The sequence below is a fragment of the Comamonas resistens genome (assembly GCF_030064165.1).
Classification (GTDB): domain Bacteria; phylum Pseudomonadota; class Gammaproteobacteria; order Burkholderiales; family Burkholderiaceae_C; genus Comamonas; species Comamonas resistens.
Window position 1 is genome coordinate 1,303,860 of the sequence record NZ_CP125947.1, and the last position, 17,428, is coordinate 1,321,287.

15 protein-coding genes are annotated in these 17,428 nt (G+C 63.9%); 1 reads left to right on the forward strand and 14 read right to left on the reverse strand.

Translation table 11 applies throughout. The features are described 5' to 3' along the window. Window positions 1-3 precede the first annotated feature (3 nt). The 9 genes from QMY55_RS05925 to QMY55_RS05965 form a co-directional block, all read right to left on the reverse strand. Window positions 4-1,176, reverse strand: a complete 1,173-nt coding sequence (locus QMY55_RS05925) for a lipocalin-like domain-containing protein (RefSeq protein ID WP_283487744.1) — start codon at window positions 1,174-1,176, stop codon at window positions 4-6. Window positions 1,177-1,230: 54 nt separating this feature from the next. After that, window positions 1,231-1,671 (reverse strand): VOC family protein, encoded by a 441-nt coding sequence (locus QMY55_RS05930; RefSeq protein WP_283487745.1) that lies wholly within the window; start codon window positions 1,669-1,671, stop codon window positions 1,231-1,233. A 91-nt stretch (window positions 1,672-1,762) separates the two neighbouring features. After that, window positions 1,763-4,450 (reverse strand): ABC transporter permease, encoded by a 2,688-nt coding sequence (locus QMY55_RS05935; protein WP_283487746.1) that lies wholly within the window; start codon window positions 4,448-4,450, stop codon window positions 1,763-1,765. Further along, window positions 4,447-5,160: an ABC transporter ATP-binding protein gene (locus tag QMY55_RS05940; RefSeq protein WP_283487747.1), complete on the reverse strand. Its 714-nt coding sequence runs from the start codon at window positions 5,158-5,160 to the stop codon at window positions 4,447-4,449. The genes QMY55_RS05935 and QMY55_RS05940 overlap by 4 nt, the downstream gene beginning before the upstream one ends. 38 nt (window positions 5,161-5,198) lie before the next feature. After that, complete coding sequence (gene miaA / locus QMY55_RS05945) at window positions 5,199-6,206, reverse strand: tRNA (adenosine(37)-N6)-dimethylallyltransferase MiaA (RefSeq protein WP_283487748.1); 1,008 nt, start codon at window positions 6,204-6,206, stop codon at window positions 5,199-5,201. A 378-nt stretch (window positions 6,207-6,584) separates the two neighbouring features. Next, window positions 6,585-7,907, reverse strand: coding sequence for a sulfatase family protein (locus tag QMY55_RS05950; protein WP_283487749.1), 1,323 nt, complete (start codon window positions 7,905-7,907; stop codon window positions 6,585-6,587). Between the two features lie 17 nt (window positions 7,908-7,924). Further along, window positions 7,925-8,923 carry a tripartite tricarboxylate transporter substrate-binding protein gene (locus QMY55_RS05955; RefSeq protein ID WP_283487750.1) on the reverse strand — a complete coding sequence of 333 codons (999 nt, stop codon included), beginning with the start codon at window positions 8,921-8,923 and terminating at the stop codon, window positions 7,925-7,927. 117 nt (window positions 8,924-9,040) lie between these two features. After that, the gene (locus QMY55_RS05960; protein ID WP_283487751.1) at window positions 9,041-10,216 is read right to left on the reverse strand and encodes a multidrug effflux MFS transporter; all 1,176 of its coding nucleotides are present in this window, start codon (window positions 10,214-10,216) and stop codon (window positions 9,041-9,043) included. A gap of 203 nt (window positions 10,217-10,419) precedes the next feature. Continuing rightward, window positions 10,420-11,283, reverse strand: coding sequence for an alpha/beta hydrolase (locus QMY55_RS05965; RefSeq protein ID WP_283487753.1), 864 nt, complete (start codon window positions 11,281-11,283; stop codon window positions 10,420-10,422). A gap of 194 nt (window positions 11,284-11,477) precedes the next feature. Here QMY55_RS05965 and QMY55_RS05970 point away from each other — a divergent pair, with 194 nt between their 5' ends. After that, window positions 11,478-12,356, forward strand: a complete 879-nt coding sequence (locus QMY55_RS05970; protein ID WP_283487754.1) for a methylglyoxal synthase — start codon at window positions 11,478-11,480, stop codon at window positions 12,354-12,356. Between the two features lie 12 nt (window positions 12,357-12,368). Here the strand turns inward: QMY55_RS05970 and QMY55_RS05975 are convergent, their stop codons facing one another. The 5 genes from QMY55_RS05975 to gdhA all read right to left on the reverse strand — a co-directional run bounded on the left by QMY55_RS05975 (window position 12,369) and on the right by gdhA (window position 17,383). Further along, the gene (locus tag QMY55_RS05975) at window positions 12,369-12,731 is read right to left on the reverse strand and encodes a YfeK family protein (RefSeq protein WP_283487755.1); all 363 of its coding nucleotides are present in this window, start codon (window positions 12,729-12,731) and stop codon (window positions 12,369-12,371) included. Between the two features lie 80 nt (window positions 12,732-12,811). Continuing rightward, a complete protein-coding gene (locus QMY55_RS05980) occupies window positions 12,812-13,252 on the reverse strand; it encodes a cupin domain-containing protein (protein WP_283487756.1) in 441 nt (146 codons plus the stop codon). A gap of 119 nt (window positions 13,253-13,371) precedes the next feature. Next, the gene (locus QMY55_RS05985; protein ID WP_283487757.1) at window positions 13,372-14,400 is read right to left on the reverse strand and encodes a porin; all 1,029 of its coding nucleotides are present in this window, start codon (window positions 14,398-14,400) and stop codon (window positions 13,372-13,374) included. A gap of 248 nt (window positions 14,401-14,648) precedes the next feature. Further along, on the reverse strand, window positions 14,649-15,890 hold the full coding sequence (gene chrA / locus QMY55_RS05990; protein WP_283487758.1) for a chromate efflux transporter: 1,242 nt from the start codon (window positions 15,888-15,890) through the stop codon (window positions 14,649-14,651). A gap of 146 nt (window positions 15,891-16,036) precedes the next feature. Further along, window positions 16,037-17,383, reverse strand: coding sequence for an NADP-specific glutamate dehydrogenase (gdhA, locus tag QMY55_RS05995; RefSeq protein WP_283487759.1), 1,347 nt, complete (start codon window positions 17,381-17,383; stop codon window positions 16,037-16,039). Between the last annotated feature and the right edge of the window lie 45 nt (window positions 17,384-17,428).

A 17,428-nucleotide genomic window follows, 5' to 3' on the forward strand; every position in this document is an offset into this window, starting at 1 on the left:
TTTTTAAAGCTTCATCGCAGCGGCATAGCCAGTCATTTCCAGATAGCCGTTGCCCACGCGCCGGCTGCTGCCGTCGGCGGCAATGCGGCGCAGCTCGCTCAAGCCTTCCCAGTAAATGGCGCCGGTGCTGGCGCGGCTGTCCAGCTCCTGATCGTCGAACAAGGCGTGAACTTCATAGAGGCCTGCGGGCGTTTGCACACGCCAGGCGACGGGGTAGCGGGTCTGGGTATGAGGGCTGAGCCAGTGGCGCAGCGGCTCGAAGCGTACAAGGTCCGGGCCAAAGATTTGCGCCTTCTGTCCGGGGGCACGAAACGAGCCCCCAGCCCATAGCGCACCGCCTGTCTTGCGGCGCAGATGAAAAGCGGTGAGGGCGCTGCCGTCGTCGAGATTCATGCCTATCCAGTCCCAGCCCTGTGCGCTGGCGTCCATGACGGACTGGCTGCATTCGTGGTCCAGCCAGGCCCGGTTGTGCGCGCCGGCTTCCACAGGCAGGCGCTTGCCGTCCACCACGATGGAGCCGCCGACCTTGAGCTGCGGCTGGCTGTAGTAATAGCTGCTTTGCTCGTCTTCCGGGCCTTTGTGCGAAAGACCATTCAAGCCCTGTAGCAACAAGGGCTGGGTGCTATCAAAATCAAGATCCAGCGTGAAATCGCTGGCGGCCAGACGGGCGCGGTAATGGCTGGCCTGGTCGGCGGGCTGGCCGGGCACTGCTGCGCGCTGCAGAAACCAGTCGTTGATATGCACATGGGTATCTGCCTCGCTGGCTCCCGCCAGACCCATGCCCGCGCGCGCCATGCGCTGGTCGTGGCGCAGCTTCTGGCCCTGTACATCGCTGAGTGCAGCATGGGCAAAGATCAGCTGACGGGCGGCCAGAGGCGATTGCAGAGCCTGGGCGACGTCGACGCGCGAGCGGAAAAAAGTCAGCTGAAACCCCCAGGGCTTGCCTCCCGCCTGCAACTGGCCGGTGATGTACCACCACTCCGTCTGCAAATCCGGGTGGCTGCCGAAGTCACGCGGGAATTGCAGTGTCCTGGCGGGCAAGGCCAGGGCGGTTCGCGGCAGCCCCAGGCTGGCAATGCCCAGCCCCGTCGCCGCCAATGCCAACAGACCTTGCCTGCGCGATGGCATGGTGCTTGTTGGCCATAGGGAGGAGTGGGGCAGAAACGGGTTGCTCATGCCCCATTGTCACCGTAGCGCGCGGTGCATCGCGACCAGGCAGCTTGAGCCGCATCAGCCAATATCGACCAGAGGCACAATCACCATCCAGCTGACGCCGAAGCGGTCGGTCACCATGCCGAAGCAGCGCGCGAAAAACGTGGCGCCCAACGGCATCTGCACCTTGCCGCCCTGGCCTATGGCGTTGAACATGCGTTCGGCCTCGACCTCGTTGGGCGCTTCGACGGAGAGGGCAAAGCCCTTGAATTCGGGCTTGCCGCTGTTCATTCCATCGGAGACCATGATCTGCGTCTCGCCAATCGTCACATTGGCATGCATGATTTTTTCCGGGTCCACCTGGGCCGGTCCGCAGCCATCCTGGGAGGACTGCTGGGGCTGGGGCGGCGCATCCTTGAAGCGCATCAGCATGGTGACTTCGGCACCGAGAGCGGCCTGGTAAAAGTTCAGGGCCTCTTCGCAGCGGCCGTCGAAGAAAAGATAGGACTGGACTTGCATACGAACTCCCAAGAGCTGAAGCTGAGTTCCTATTTTGCGCTTTGTGGATGGGCAGGGCATTGGGAAGCCCCAATCGCCGATGCAGGATTGGCTACCAGTCTTCCTTGACGGCCAGCACGGCGTCGGCGCTGGCGGCCTTGCGTCCGGCCAGCCAGGCCGTGACGACTCCGGCCAGCACAACGGCGGCAGCCAGGCCCAGCAGGCGCAGCAGCGGCAGGCGCAGCTCCATGGTCCAGTGAAAGCTTTGCGGGTTGACCACATGCACCAGGATCACGGCCACGCCCAGGCCCAGCAGTGTTCCGGCCAGCGTGCCCAGTGCCGTCCAGGCCAGGCCCTCGGCGGCCACCACCGTGAGCACATTGCGGCGCGTCAGGCCCAGATGGGCCAGCAGGCCGAACTCCTTGCGCCGCGCCAGCACCTGGGCGCTGAAGCTGGCGGCGATGCCGAACAGACCGATGCCTATGGCCACGGCCTGCAGCCAGTAGGTGACGGCAAAGCTGCGGTCAAAAATGCGCAGCGACCGCTCGCGCAGCGCCTGGCTGCTGACCAGCTCCAGCGTCGGCGGGGCCTGGCCTGCGCCGGTCAGCGCGTATTCCATGTCCTGCTGCGTGGGCGGTGCTTGTGGGCTCAAGGGCCAGATGGCAATCTCGCTGACCCGGGCATCGCCGCCCAGGCTCAGATAGTCCTGCCAGTCCAGCGCAATCGCGCCAAACTGGCGTACATAGTCGCGCCAGATACCGGCTATATAAAAGGAAGCTGCCTGCGCTTTATGGGTCTGCGTTTGAAGGCTGAAAGCCTTGGAAAGCAAAGGCCAGTCATCGCCGGGCTGCAGCTCGTAGAGCTGGGCCACGGCCTCGCTGATGTGAACGGGGATGCCGCTGCGGCTGGCATTGATCGGGCCTTGCACCCAGGGCAGTTGCTGGGCGTCTTCACCCTTGAGGGGGCGCACCAGAATGCTGATGGCTGGCCTTTCCGGGCTCAGCAGCAGTGTGCTGCTGCGCATGGCCTGGGCGCGGGCAATACCGGGCAGGCTGCTCAGCCGCTGCGCGGCATCGGCTGGCAGCAGTGCCGCATCGGCGCGGCTGCTGCCGCCGGCAGCACGCACATACATGGGAGCGGGCAGCACGGCGTCCAGCCACTCCATCATGCTGCCGCGAAAGCTGGTGACCATGACCGTCAGTGCCACGGCCAGGCTCAGGCTGGCGACCACACCGCCCACGGCGACGGTGGTGGAGCGGCGCATGCGTCTGGCGCGCTCCAGCGCCAGCATGGACAGTGGCTGCCGCAACAGGCTGCTGGGCATCAGGCCCAGCACCGCGCCCAGCAGCCAGGGCAGGGCCGCCATGCCGCCCAGCAGCAACAGCCCCACGGCGATATAGGCCGCCAGCGGTATGCCGGCGACGGGCGGCATAAAGGCCAGTGCCACGCTGGAGGCCAGCAGCATCAGCGCAGGCCAGATGCGGGGGGCTAGCTCGTGGCTGCTGCCCAGACCCTTGAGGGTGGCGGCAGGCGGCAGATCCATGGCCGAGCGCGCGGGCCACCAGGCTCCTGCCAGCGTGGCTGCAACACCCAGCAGGCCGAACACCAGCGCGGCCAGAGGGCTCCATTGCAGCGCGGGCTGCACACCGGCAAAAAAGCCACCGCCCAGGTCGCCGCCCAGCATCTGCAGCGCCAGCCAGGCCAGCAGGCTGCCCAGGGCAATGCCGGCTGCGCTGCCGATCAGACCCAGCACCGAGGCCTCCAGCAGCACCAGTGCCATGCGCTGGCGCGGTGTGGCGCCCAGCACGGCCAGCAGCGCAAACTGGGGTGCGCGCTGGGCCACGCTGAGTGCGAGTACCGAAAACACCAGAAAGGCTCCGGTGAACAAGGCCACCAGCGCCAGCACTGTTAGGTTGACTCTATAGGCGCGCGACATTTCGCCCACGCGCTGCTGATCGTCGCTGGGCTGCTGAATCAGGATCTGTCCCTGCCAAGCGGGCAGAGCATGCAGGGCGGTTCCGACCTGGCTGCGGCTGGCACTATCGGTCAGCAGAATGTCGATGCGATCGAGCTGCTCAAAGCGCTGCAGTTTTTGTTGCAGTGCGGCGATGTCCATGACGGCCACGGGTGCGCCGCTGGCAGCCACGGTGCCGGCAATGCGCAGGGTCTGCAACTGGCCGTTGAGCAGCCATTGAACGGGGATGCCCATGGGAGTGCCGCGCGCTTGCTCGGGGCTGAGTTGCAGAGCCTGCAGGGCGGCGGCATTGAGAAACACCGCGTCGGGGGCAAACAGGTCGAGGCGGCTGCCGCCCTCGAACAAGCGCGGCATCAGCGCGGGTGCCACGGGGGCCAGTTTGAGGGCATCGCTGCCCAGCACGCGCAGCATCGTGCCCTGGGCGGCACCTTGGGCGGCCCTTTTGGGGGCGCGCGCGCCGGCATCGCCAGAGGCCTGGCTGGCACCAGTCAGAGGCAGCAGCACCGCAGTCTCCATCCAGGGCACGGCAGAGGCCACTCCGCGTGTTTGCGCAACCTGAGGATAGAGCGCCAGCGGCAGGCCGCCCTGCATGGCATGCAGCTGCATATCGGGCTGGCCGTTGACGCTGCGCACCGCGCGCGAGAACTCGTCCAGCGCCGACTGGTTGATCACATGCACGGCAAAGCCCAGGGCCACGCCCAGCATGATGGCCAGCAGGGCTGTCGCGGTGCGCCAGGGGTGCTGGCGCAGCTCCTGCCAGGAAAAGCTGGTCAGCAGCAGGAAAAGAGGGGGAGGTGAAGACAGGGCGCGGGCCATACCGTTCATGGCGCCGCGGTTTCGGCCTGCATGCCGCCAGCCGTCAGCCGCAGCACGCGGTCGGCACGCCTGGCGGCTTCGGCGGAATGGGTGACCAGCACCAGGGCCGTGCCTCTGTCACGGGTTTGTTGCAGCAGCAAGTTCATGATCTGCTGGGCCGTCGATGGGTCCAGATTGCCTGTGGGCTCATCGGCCAGCAGCAGCGGTGGTGAATGCACAAGTGCGCGCGCAATGGCCACGCGCTGCAGCTGGCCACCACTTAACTGCTGCGGCAGGCGCTGGTCCAACCCTTGCAGGCCGACGGCGTCGATCACCTGCTGCACGCGCTGTTGGCCATCGGCGTTCAGGCGGCCCAGCAGCATCAGCGGCAGGGCGACGTTTTGTGCGACATCGAGGTGCGGCAGCACATGAAAGGCCTGAAAGACAAAGCCCAGATGTGCTCGCCGCCAGATGGCGCGCTGCGCTTCATCGAGCGTGGAAAGGTCCACGCCCTGGTGCAGCACCTGACCTTGCTGCCAGCTGTCCAGTCCCGCCAGACAGTTGAGAAAAGTGGATTTGCCCACGCCGGAATCGCCGACGATGGCGACGAATTCGCCAGCTTCGATCTCGCAGCTGACCTGCTCGAAGACGGTGGACCGGGCCTCTCCTTCGCCATAGCGTTTGGCCAGATCGCTGACCTGCAGCAGTGGATGGGCGTGGGAGGAGTCGGTGGCAGCCATGCAGCGATCTTAACGATGGGCGGCTGCTGGCGCGGTTCTTAGCTGCTGGCTTGCTGCGCTGCGTCAATCGCGGCCATGGCCGCATCCAGCAGTTGCTGCTGGGCATTGGGCGTATCGCAGGCAATCGCCTGGCGCTGGGGCATGGAGCGCAGCCAGGTGATCTGGCGCTTGGCCAGCTGGCGTGTGGCGGCAATGCCGCGCTCGCGCAGGCCTGCCATGTCCAGCGGCTTGCTGGGGTCGGCTTCCAGGATGTCCAGCACTTCCCAGGCCTGGCGATAACCCACGCAGCGCATCGAAGGCAGATCCAGGTGCAGGTCACCGCGTGCGCGCAGCCGGCGCACCTCATGGAGAAAGCCTTGCTCCAGCATCAGCTCAAAGCGCAGTGCAATGCGCTGATGCAGCCAGGCGCGGTCGCTGGGTTCCAAGGAAAAAAGCGCTGCAAGGCCCATCTGTTCTGCGGGACCTGCTTTGTTTTTGCTAGTGTGAAAACTGGACAGCGGCTTGCCCGAGACATGCCAGACCTCAAGAGCGCGCTGGATGCGCTGGCTGTCGCCGGGCGCCAGACGTGCTGCAGTGACAGGGTCCACCTCGGCCAGCTTGGCATGCATGGCGGGCCAGCCCAGCTCGGCGGCCTGGGCATCCAGTTGCGCGCGCACTTCGGGGCTGGCTGCGGGCATATCGTCCAGCCCGTCCACCAGTGCCTTGAAGTAGAGCATGGTACCGCCCACCAGCAGCGGTATGGCACCGCGTGCGCGGATTTCATCGACCCGCTTTTGCGTGTCGCGCACAAACTCGGCCGCGCTATAGGACTGCAACGGGTCGATGATGTCGATCAGGTGATGGGGTACGGCAGCCAGCTCTGCCGCTGTGGGCTTGGCCGTGCCTATATCCATGCCGCGATAGACCAGGGCCGAATCCACGCTGATGATCTCGGCCTTTTGCCCACGCGCAGCCAGGCGTTCGGCCAGTGCCAGCGCCGCCGCGGTCTTGCCCGAGGCAGTGGGGCCGGCAATGGCGATGCAGGGCAGAGGGTGGGCAGCAGTCATGGGATGGAAATCAGTACAGGACAAAACACAAGAACCAATGGCACGGGACCATTGGTTCTTGTTGGCTGCGAAGGATAACGCACCCTGCAGGTCTGCTGCAGCGTTGGGGTTAGAACGTGTCCACGATCTCTACGCGGCCGCGTTGGAGCGAAATCGGAGTGAGTTCGAAGCGATGGCTCGCCGCTTGCACCGGGGTGCAAGCAAGGGCCAGCGCGCAGAAATCGCCCGATTTCGCTCCAACCCTTCGGGACAGTGGCTTTGCGGGCGGTTTGCGGCGTTGCAAATCCTCGCAATAGCATGGCTATTGCTGCGGTATTGCGCCTAGCATCCCATCCCGCAAAGCCGCTGTCGCGGCGCGAGGAGTTCGTGAATACGTTCTCAGCCCTGGGTCAAGCGGCTGGGCACATAGCGGTCGGCCTGGATATCGGGCGACAGGCCATGGCTGTAGTTTTCAGCGGCAATGGGCAGCAGGCTCTCGTTCCATTCTTCCCACTGCCTGCGCAGGCGGGCAAAGATTTCGGGCTGATGCTCCTTCAGGTTGGCGCGCTCCCGCGCGTCATCCACGACGTTGAACAGAAACTCGTTGTCATTGATCTTGAGATATTTCCACGGGCCCTGGCGTGCCGCGCGCTGACTCTGGGATTTGTAGCGCCAGAACAGGGTCCGTCCGGTGCCGCCAGACCTGCCTTCCAGTATGGGCAGGATATTCTGGCCGTCGCTGGGAAAGTCGGGGTGTTGCGCTGCACCGGCAGCGGCCAGCAGCGTGGGCAGCCAGTCGAAGCTGGCCGTGACTTGCTCCTGTATCTGGGGCTGAAGGCGAGCGCTCCAGCGCAGCAGCGTGGGCACGCGTATGCCGCCTTCGAGCAGCTCGGTTTTCTGGCCCGTGAAGGGCCAGGTCTTGGAAAAGCGCTCGCCGCCGTTGTCGCTGGTGAAGATGACGATGGTGTTGTCTGCCTGGCCGCTGTCATCGAGTGCCTGCAGCACCTGGCCCACGGCCTGGTCCAGCGCCTCGACGATCTCGCCGTATTTCTTCAGACTGCCGCCGTCGTAGTGGAACAGGCTTTTGATATTGCGCGAGACCTCTTCGTCGTCCGGCCCCTCCCAGGGCCAGTGCGGTGCGGTGAAGTGCAGGGAAAGAAAAAACGGCTTGTCCTGGTGCTGGCGCTCGTGCACATAGCGTGTGGCCTCATCGCCGAGGATATAGGTGTAGTAGCCCGTGCGTTCCACGGGTTCGCTGCCTTGCCAGAGGTCGCGGTCGAACTGCTCGCCCACGCCGGGTTTGTGTGTGAAGTAGTCGATGGCACCGTGGTGATTGCCAAAGAAATAGTCGTAGCCGCTGCGCTGTGGCCCAAAGGCCGGCGGCTGCCCCAGATGCCATTTGCCGATCAGGGCGGTGTCATAGCCGGCTTGCTTGAGCAGCGAAGGCAGAGTGGGGTGTTCGGGCGGCAGGCCCAGTTGGCCGCCGTAGCGCGCCAGAGGCTCCTCCAGCCCCGCTTGCAGGCGGTATTGATAACGGCCCGTGATAAGCGCAATGCGTGTGGCCGAGCACACGGCAGAGTTGGCATATGCCTGGTTGAAGCGCACGCCCTGGGCGGCGAGGCGGTCCAGGTGCGGCGTCTTGAAATCGGTGGCGCCATAGACGCCGAGATCGGCCCAGCCCAGATCGTCGGCCAGTATGAAAACAATGTTCGGAGCGGTCATGGAATCAGTGCTCAATGTCATTCGATGGAAAAACCGGAAGCCGTGATGACGGGGCGCCATTTGGCGATCTCCGCCACGCGCAGCTGCTCCAGTGCCTGAGGTGTGCGCGGGTCAGGCTGCAGGGACAGCTCGGCCCATTTGGGCTGCAGCTTGGGGTCGAGCAGCGCATGGTTGACGGCACGGTTGATGGTGGCAATGGCTTCGGCCGAAGTGCCTTTGCGCGCCCACAGGCTGTACCAGCCACTGCCTGTGGCCTTGGGGTAGCCTGCTTGGGCAAAGGTGGGAACCTCTGGCAGTTCGCGGCTGCGCTCGTTGCCGAAGGTGCCCAGAATGCGCACCTTGCCCTCTTTGTGCAGCGGCGCCAGTTCGCTGGTGGTCTGGATGGCAGAGGCCAGCTGGCCGCTGATCAGATCCGTCATCATGGCCGGGCCGCCCTTGTAGGGCACATGCACGATGTTCACTCCGGCGGCCTCGCCCAGCAGCAGTCCGAAGAAATGCGGCAGGCTGCCCACGGCAGGGCTGCCGAAATTGGCCTTTTCGGGGTGGGCCTTGAGCCAGGCCACATATTCCTGAATATTGCGCGCCGGGTGTTTGGCGGGAACGGCCAGAGCGAACTGAAAATGCGCGAGCAGGCCAACGGGTGCAAAGTCCCGTGCGGGGTCGTAACCGGGCTTTTTGTAGACGATCTGCGAGAGCACCGGTGTGATCAGCGGCGCGATCAGATAGGTGCTGCCGTCGCTGGGGGCGCTCAGCAGGGTTTGCGCCGCAATCTGGCCGTTGGCGCCGGGCTTGTTGTCCACCACCACATAGTGGTTCCGGCCCAGTTGCGTGGAGATGTTTTCCGCCAGCACGCGGGCCAGCAGGTCAATGCCGCCACCGGCGCTAAAGCCCACCAGAATGCGGCTGGCCTGGGGTACGGCCTCGGCTCCCGTGGCTTTGGCAAGTGTGTTGAACGAGAAGCCGGCAGCGCTGGCGGCAAGCAGCGAATGCTGCAGAAAGGAACGACGGGAATGCATGGCTGGAAATCACAATCAGTGCGGCGCGTGGGCCAGTCCATGCATTCTGGAAAAAACTCTATAAAAATAAAAATAATAAAAACTGGTTTTTAAATTTCCAAAACATCTTTTGTCGTTTCAGTGCTTGATGGCTCCAAACCGCTGAACCAGGGTCCAGGCCGTGAGCGCCGTGCAGGCCGACCAGAACCAGATGCCCAGCGCCATCGGCGCGGTGGAGCTTGCATTCAGACTCTGGCCCAGCCAGTGGCCGGTGGCAAAGGCAATGAGCATCATCACAAAGCCGTTGACGGCCGAGGCCGTCCCTGCGGCTTGCGGGAATGGCGTCACGGCATTGCTCTGACCGCAGGGCATATGGATGCCATGGGCGATCTGGTAGAGGCCGAACGGCAGTGCATAAGCCCAGATGCTGCGCAGACCTGACAGCGAAGCCAGGCCCAGCAGAGTCCCGGCAGTCAGTGACAGCAGGCCTGCGATGGCCACGGTGTGCTGCACGCTCATGCGGCGCAGCAGGCGGCGGCAGGCAAAGGTCCCGGCGATGTAGCACAGCGCGTTGCAGCCCATCATCAGGCCGTAGTGGGTGCGGCTCATTCCCAGCACATTGAGGTAGGTGAAGGAGGATGCTGCCAACTGGGTGAACAGGCCCACATAGCTGAAACAGGTCAGCAGGCTATAGGCCTGAAACATGGGGTTGCGCACGATGCGGGCCCAGGTGCGCAGCAGACTGCCGGGCTGCAGGGCTTGGGGATTGCGCTGGGGAATCGATTCGGCAAAACGCAGAGCCACGAGCAGCAAGGCCAGGCCACCCATCAGCGCCTGGGCCAGCATGGTGGAGCGCCAACCCAGCCAGCTCACCAGCAGGCCGCCGCTGACGGGGGCCAGAAACGCCAGCACACCCAGTCCTGTCAACGCCTTGGACATGACCTGTGCACCCAGATGCGGCGCATAAAGGTCGCGCACCACGGCGCGTGCGCACATCACGATGGCACCGAGTGATGCACCTTGCAGCAGGCGCCAGGCAATCAGCGCTTCCATGCTCTGGATGCCGGCGCAGCCGAGAGCGCCGATCACATAGCCGCCGAGACCCATGAGCAGCACGGGCTTGCGGCCCAGGCGGTCGGACAGCGGCCCCCAACCCAGCTGAGAGCAGCCGAAGGCCAGCAGGAAGGCCGTCAGCGTCAGCTGGGCCTGGGAAACCCGGGCGGCAAAGCTGCTTTGAATCAGCGGCAGGGCCGGCAGATACATATCGGTGGCCAGCGGCTGCAAACCCAGCAACAGGCCCAGCGTGATGATCATCCAGGCTGCAGATCTGGAAGCGTCAGACGCTTTTCCTGCCAAGGGTGAATCGGTACTGGGCTGAGTTGGGACGGGGTTGGTCGGTGGCGCTGACATGGAGGCTCAGCGTAGCAGAGCACGGTGTTTTGGCAGAGTGCGGGCGGGACAGTATCTGGCGATGCTTGGCCTGGCCGCCGGCGATCCAGCTCTTCACGAAAACAGGCTTAGCGCGGGTTGAGCCCGAACAGCTCGCGCAGCGCCTTGCGGTACTCACCCATGGCCCGGGCCTGGGTGTTGTGGTGGGTGGCGCCGTCGACCAGAATGATGCGCTTGGGTTCCCTGGCCGCGTCGAACAGTTGCTGGCCCAGGCGTGCCGGAATCAGCGGGTCGGCCGTGCCATGCACGACCAGCAGCGGCGAGCCGATTTCGGCCACCTTGTCGATGGAGTCGAAACGCTGGGTGATCAGCCAGTCCACGGGCAGCCAGCCCCAGCGCATGGAATCGAACACATCGGGGATGCTGGTGAAGGTGGATTCGACCAGCACGCCTTTTTCATCCTTGACGCGGCGGGCCAGATCAATCGCGATCGCACCGCCCAGCGAGTGGCCGAAGATATAGCGGGGCTGCCCCGGCGCCTTGCGTTCCAGCCAGTCCCAGGCGGCGCGGGCGTCTTCGGTGGCCGAAGCTTCGGAGGGCAGGGCATGGCTGCTTTTGCCAAAGCCCCGGTAGTCCACGGCCAGCACGGAAAAACCGAGCTCGTTGAGCCTGCGGATGCGCGGGGAGGAGCCCGTCACGTTCCAGCGCGCGCCGTGCAGAAACAATAGCTGCGGCGCCTTGGCACGTGCCCCAGGCATCCATAGTCCGTGCAGCTGCACTTTCTGGCCGCTGGCGGTGGTGTAGGGAATTTCGACCTCCTGCATGCCGGCCGAGTTGGCGCCGGGCCAGGCCCGGTCGCTGGGCTGGAATATCCAGATGCGCTGTCTGGCATCGAGTTCTTTCAGTCCCCAGAGGGTGCTGCCGGTCAGCAGCAGGGCCAGCGCGCCAAACAGCAGGCGCTTGCGAGTCCAGAACGAGGCGGAGGCGGACATGAGAGGGAAATGAGGACTGTTGAGCGACAGATGTCAAGTGCTGCGCAAGTATGGCTGCCGCAACCATCATCCCGCCTTTGGCGTCATGAAATGGCGCTACGCTTGTGGGTGTTTGATCTGCCAACACATTCATTTTTATAGCTGCTTGCGCTGGATGGTATTGCGCTAGAGCACTATTTAAGGACTTATTTCCTATGCCGATCTGCCTGGGCCTGGCTGCCAACAAACTGCATCATCAGACCGAAGATGCTGCCCTGTTTTCCCTGCTGCGTGCCTGCGAGGCCGGAATTCGTGAACTCAAGCTCGGCTTTCATGCCGTAGGCCGCACCTATGACGCCATTGCGGCCGCCGGCATGATGCAGGGCTATCGCGGGCTGGTGCGCTACCCCTATGGCCGCGAAGGCGGGCTGATGCGTCTGGTGGCCGAAGTCGTGGGCATGGAAGGTGACGAGCGCACGCTGGACGGTGCCATCTACCTGATGGACCCGGTGGACCCTTCGTCCATCTTTCCCGAGGCGCTGGCCATGAAGCGTCAGTGCGTGATTCACGGCAAACCATTCCTCTCCACCGTGGCATCGACGCGTGACTGGATCGAGATGGAGCGCATTCACGCCGGCCTGGCGCGCGACCGCAATGCCGACCGCTTTCACGACTATGAAAATCAGACGCTGGCGCTGATTGCCCACGATGCGATGAAGCCCACCATGCTGGAGTTCGCCGATCGCAACTTCGAGCTGCTCAGCCGCTACCGTCGCCGCGTGGGTACGGGCACCACGGGCCAGAAGCTCAACGAGATGGCCTGGAGCAAGGGCTGGCCCGCCGACAAGCCCTGGGTGGACCGCTACAACAGCGGCCCGCTGGGCGGCGATGCGCAGATTGCCGACCTGGTGCTGGACAAGCGCTGCCAGCGCGCCATCTTCTTTGAAGACCCGCATGTGGCACGTCAGCACGAGGCCGACATCCAGTTGCTGGAGCGCGCCGTGACCACGGTCACGCATGATGCGGTCTGCAGCACCTCGCCCCAGGTGGCCCAGCGCTGGTGCGATGCTGCCGTCAGGCGCAGCGCGGCCTGATCGGATTGCGTCTTATTTGCTGCGGTAGCGCTTGAGCTCGGCCTGCAGCCAGGCGGCGCTGGGCTCGGCCTCCTTGCCTGCGCAGCGCACCTGATAGGGCTTGTGGCTCATGCTGCTTTCCGTGCCGGCGCGGGTAATGAAGTCTTCGGGCGTTGCCACCCAGCCTTTCTTGAGCAGGTAGTCGTACTTGCTGCGCAGATGGTCGGCGGCCTTGGCGCTGTCGTACCAGCTGCCGTTGCGTTGAAATTCGCAGCCCGAAGCCTTGAGGTTGGTTATCAGATGCTCGATCTCCTGGCTGGCCGCGGGCGTGGGTTTTTCGGCAAGTGCGGCCAGGGGCAGGGCGGCGATCAGCAGGGCAGTGGTGAAATGCTTCATGGTGCGCCATGGTACAAAACAAAGGCCGCAGCAGCGCTGCGGCCTGACTATTGGGCAAGCAGAGGCGAACAGGCCGAGGTTCAGGGGGCGGGCGAAGCCAGAGGCTTGCCTTTTTCCACCACATAGATGCCGACGAGCTTGACGGCGGAGCTGCTGGCGTTGTGGGCATCATGAATCACGCCCGCTGGCACGACAAAGGATTCACCGGCCTTGATGGTGCGTGGGGCCTGGCCGTCCACCAGCAGATCCACCTCGCCTTCGCTGACATAGCTGATCTCGTCCCCGGGGTGGGTGTGGCGGCCTGCACGCGAGCCTGGTGCGACTTCGACCTTGGCCACCACGGCTTCGCGGCCGGGCACCGAAACATCGGCCCTGCCGACCAGGGTGCGTGACAGGCCGCTGGTCTGGGACGCACTAGCCTGGGGCGCGGCCGCCTGGGCCAGCGCATTGCCGCTGAAGCAAAGCATGAAAGTGCTGGAGCACAGCAGGCTGGCAAAGCTGGCGCGGTAGTAGATGGACATGGCTTCCTCCCAATGAAAAAGAGACAGGTTTGAAACCTGTCTCTTTTACTGGTGCGGCCCCGCTTCACGCCATGGGGGCAGCCCTAGCCGGGGGCTTTATGTCGCGACGCGCCCTTGCCTTAGAAATAGTGGCGCATGCCCAGCGCGACAGCGCTGAAGCCCACGCCTTGCTCGCCCGTCAGATAGCTGGCGCGCTCGTGATTGTTGAGGCGGGTATAGAGCGCATACAGCTTGGTGCGCTTGCTGAAGTTGTAGTTATAGGCCAGCGTCCACTGCATGGCCTGGGTACCGGTCTCACCGCCCACCTTGCCGGCATAGCCCAGGTTCAGGTGGTATTCACCGGGGCCGTCTGCATACTGAATGGCCATGCGGCCCATATTGCGTGTGCGCTGGCGGCTATCGACCTGATCGCGGGCCTGATCCCAGCCACGGCTGTTCTGCACATAGCCGGCCAGCGTCCAGGGGCCGGTGGTGTAGGTCGCACGCAGCGTGGTCTGCTCGGCCATGCCCCAGCGGTTGTGGCCCAGGCCCAGCGTCAGGCTGCCCATTTCGTAGTTGGCGGCCAGGTCCCAGGCGTTCTTGTTGGGCTCGGTCTGCTTCTCGTGCAGGCTGGTGCCCAGCTCCACGGTCAGGCCTTGGTATTCGGGCAGACGCCAGGACACATGGTTGGCCCCGTTGGACACCCAGGCGTACAGCGCGTCGGCCGAGCTGCCGGTGTCGAAGTTGTGCATATTCACCACATCGGCCGTGGCGTAGTAGGCCTCGCTGATCAGGCGGCCCATGCGCAGCATGCCGAAGCTGCCGGACAGGTTCACCTCGCTCTTGCGGTTGAAATAGCTGGCCTCGGTGGGTGCACCCGTGTCGATTTCAAAGCCGTGCTCCAGAATGAAGCCCGCCTGCATGCCGCCGCCCAGATCTTCCTGGCCGCGCAAACCCCAGAAGGATTCGTTGTTCTGCAAGCCCATGACCGCGGGCTGACCTTCGATTCTGGTGCGCTCCACCGAAGTGTTCAGGCGGCCGTAGATTTGCAGCGCCCCATTGGGGGCTTGCTGTGCATGGGCCATGGGGGAGGCAACCAGTGTGGTCAGGGCTGCGCAGCTGGACAGAAACAGGGCGCGGGGCAGGCGCCGGCGGTTCAAAACGGTCACGATCGGAAAAGGAATGCAAAGCGCCCGGTGGAGCCGGGCGCTGTAGAGGTGAGGCATCGAGCCTGGAGGCGGATGCAGCAAGGTTGCGAATACTAGGGAAATCCCGGTGCTCCTGCAGAGAGGGTCTGCATACCGGCATGAGTTGCACAGCTTTTACGCGTGTCCGGGTGCGAATTCTGAATTGGGGTATGAAGGCGTTGATCGGAAGGCCGTATCAACGGCTGAAATTGCCCTGGAGAGATCTGGTGTCAGAGGGCGAAAAGCCATCCAGCCAGTGCTGCAAGCATCACGACCAGCGCGGGTGACAGTCTTGCGTATACCAGCAGTCCGAACGCGGCAAGCGCCAGTCCGAAATCTGCCTTGGAGTGGATGGAGCTGGTCCACACCGGGTCATAGAGGGCTGCACCCAGCAGGCCAACTACCGCAGCATTCACCCCGGCCATGGCTTTTTGCACTCCAACGCGTTGGCGCAAGGACTCCCAGTATGGCAAGGCCCCCATGACCAGCAGGAAGGCGGGAAGAAAAACTGCCACCAGCAAGATCATCCCGCCGACCCAGCCCCCCAAAGGGCTGGGCATGGCAGCGCCCAGGTAGGCTGCGAAGGTGAACAAAGGCCCGGGCACCGCCTGAGCTGCGCCATAGCCAGCCAGGAACGCCTCATTCGACATCTCGCCGGGGACTACGCTTGTCTGCAACAGGGGCAGCACCACGTGACCACCGCCGAAAACCAAGGCTCCTGCCTGATAGAAATCGCTGAAAATCTTCAGTGCAGGAAGGTGTACCGCTGCCACCAGGACTGGTAACAGGGCAAGCAGGACAGCAAAGATGCCCAGCAGAACAGCCCCTGTTTTCTTGCTCACGCCGTATTCGCGATGCTGCGCCGCAGGCAGCGGCTTGAAGGCCAGCGCCCACCGCCCAACTGCACCGCCAAAGGCGATGGCGGCTATCTGGCCGACTGCTGAAGGCATGGCCAGCACCAGCAGGGTCGAGACAATGGCCACTGCGGCACGTGGCCTGTCGGGGCAAAGAGATCTGGCCATTCCCCAAACCGCCTGCGCAACGACCGCCACGGCCACGACTTTCAGCCCATGTATGGCGCCAGACTGGGCAACGCCTGCCCAATGCGACATGCCGATGGCAAAAAGAATCAGCGCAATTGCCGAAGGCAGTGTGAACCCGATCCACGCAGCCAAGGCGCCGCTCCAGCCGGAACGCCCAAGCCCCAGAACCATGCCGACCTGGCTGCTGGCAGGGCCTGGCAAAAATTGGCAAAGTGCGACCAGATCCGAATAACTCTTGTCATCCAGCCACTTTCGGCGCTCTACAAACTCGGTGCGAAAGTACCCCAGATGAGCCACCGGCCCGCCGAAGGAAGTCAAGCCCAGCTTCAGAAAGGCCAGAAGCACTTCAAGAAACCCGCCATGGCCCGTTGGCTCATCAGGGCTCGATGCTGTGGGCGGATTTGAACCGGCTGGTTGTGGATGAGTCATGGAGTGGGATTCTCCAGCATGTGCTGCTACATGGCAGGATTGGGGCAAACGGCAGTTTCAGGTGGAACTCCACTTTCACCCACTCGCCGCAGACATGAAAAAAGGCCCCGAAGGGCCTTTTCTGAGAGTGATGAAGCGTTTGACGCTTAGATCACGCCTTGTGCCAGCATGGCGTCGGCCACCTTCACAAAGCCGGCGATGTTGGCGCCGTCGATGTAGCTCACGGTGCCGTCTTCGCGCTTGCCGTACTTCACGCAGGCTGCGTGGATGCCTTGCATGATCTGCAGCAGACGGGCGTCCACTTCTTCGGCAGGCCAGGACAGGCGGGCCGCATTTTGCGACATTTCCAGACCGGACGTAGCCACGCCACCGGCGTTGGATGCCTTGCCGGGAGCGTACAGCACGCCAGCGGCTTCGAAGGCACGGGCGGCTTCGTTGGTGGAGGGCATGTTGGCGCCTTCAGCCACGCACAGCACGCCGTTGGCGATCAGGGCCTTGGCATCGGCTTCGGTCAGTTCGTTCTGTGTGGCGCAAGGCAGGGCCACGTCCACCTTGATGGACCATGGGCACTTGCCGGCCAGGAATTCCACGCCGGGAACCAGCTTGGCGTAGTCGCTGACGCGGCCGTACTTGTGGTTCTTCACGTCCATCAGGATGGCCAGCTTTTCAGGGGTGAAGCCGGCTGCGTCGTAGACAGTGCCCGAGGAGTCGGACACGGTCACCACCTTGGCGCCCAGTTCCATGGCCTTTTCCACGGCGTACTGCGCCACGTTGCCCGAACCGGACACGGACACGGTCTTGCCTTCGAACGACTGGCCGCGTGTGGCCAGCATTTCGCGGGCGAAGTACACGGTGCCGTAGCCTGTGGCTTCGGGGCGGATCAGCGAGCCGCCGAAGGACAGGCCCTTGCCGGTGAACACCGAGGAAGCGGTGTTCGACAGCTTCTTGTACATGCCAGCCATATAGCCCACTTCACGGCCGCCCACGCCGATGTCGCCAGCCGGCACATCGGTGTCGGGACCGACGTGGCGGAACAGCTCGCTCACGAAAGCCTGGCAGAAGCGCATGACTTCGGCAGGGCTCTTGCCCTTGGGGTCGAAGTCGGAGCCGCCCTTGCCGCCGCCCATGGGCAGAGTCGTCAGTGCGTTCTTGAAGGTCTGCTCGAAAGCCAGGAACTTCAGCACGGACTGGTTGACCGAGGGGTGAAAGCGGATACCGCCCTTGAAGGGGCCGATGGCCATGCTGTGCTGGATACGGAAGCCGCGGTTCACTTGCACCTGGCCCTTGTCGTCGGTCCAGCTCACGCGGAACTGGATGATGCGCTCGGGCTCGACCAGGCGCTCCAGCAGAGCGTGCTCGGCGTACTTGGGGTTGCTCTCAATGAAGGGCCACAGGCTTTCCATCACTTCGGTGACGGCTTGCAGGAATTCGGGCTGACCGGGGTTGCGTTGTGCCACTTCTTCCAGGAATTGGCCTACGGACTCGTACTTCATAGAGAGCTTTCTGACTAGACAAGGAGGGACGCTGAAAAATCGCGC